Genomic DNA, 289 nt, shown 5'->3' with positions numbered 1-289 from the left:
ACCTACTCTCCCGCTTTCGCAGTACCATCGGCGCTGGTGGGCTTAACTTCTGTGTTCGGAATGGGAACAGGTGAGCCCCACCGCTAAAACCACCCTAAAGGTTGTATATAGGTTTAAGGTTTATTGTTTATTGTTCAAAGTTTTGAACCCTGAATCTTAAACATTCAACCATGAACCGTTTTTATCGGTAAATTTCATCACAAAGGCAAAACCAGTGTTGCACTTATAAGGCTTGTTGTTGGCTCTTGGCTTTTAGCTAACAGCTATCGACCAGTTGCCATAAGCAACA

General features: G+C 42.9%; 1 rRNA gene. It reads right to left on the bottom strand.

The features are described 5' to 3' along the window. Positions 1-97: ribosomal RNA gene (gene rrf / locus WFH39_RS21170) — 5S ribosomal RNA — on the bottom strand; the annotation flags it as partial. Positions 98-289 lie beyond the last annotated feature (192 nt).

This window comes from Chryseobacterium sp. MMO-72 (assembly GCF_037146035.1).
Lineage (GTDB): Bacteria > Bacteroidota > Bacteroidia > Flavobacteriales > Weeksellaceae > Chryseobacterium > Chryseobacterium indicum.
Note: the sequence above shows the minus strand (reverse complement) of the source record. Positions and strands in the feature narration are given on the sequence as shown.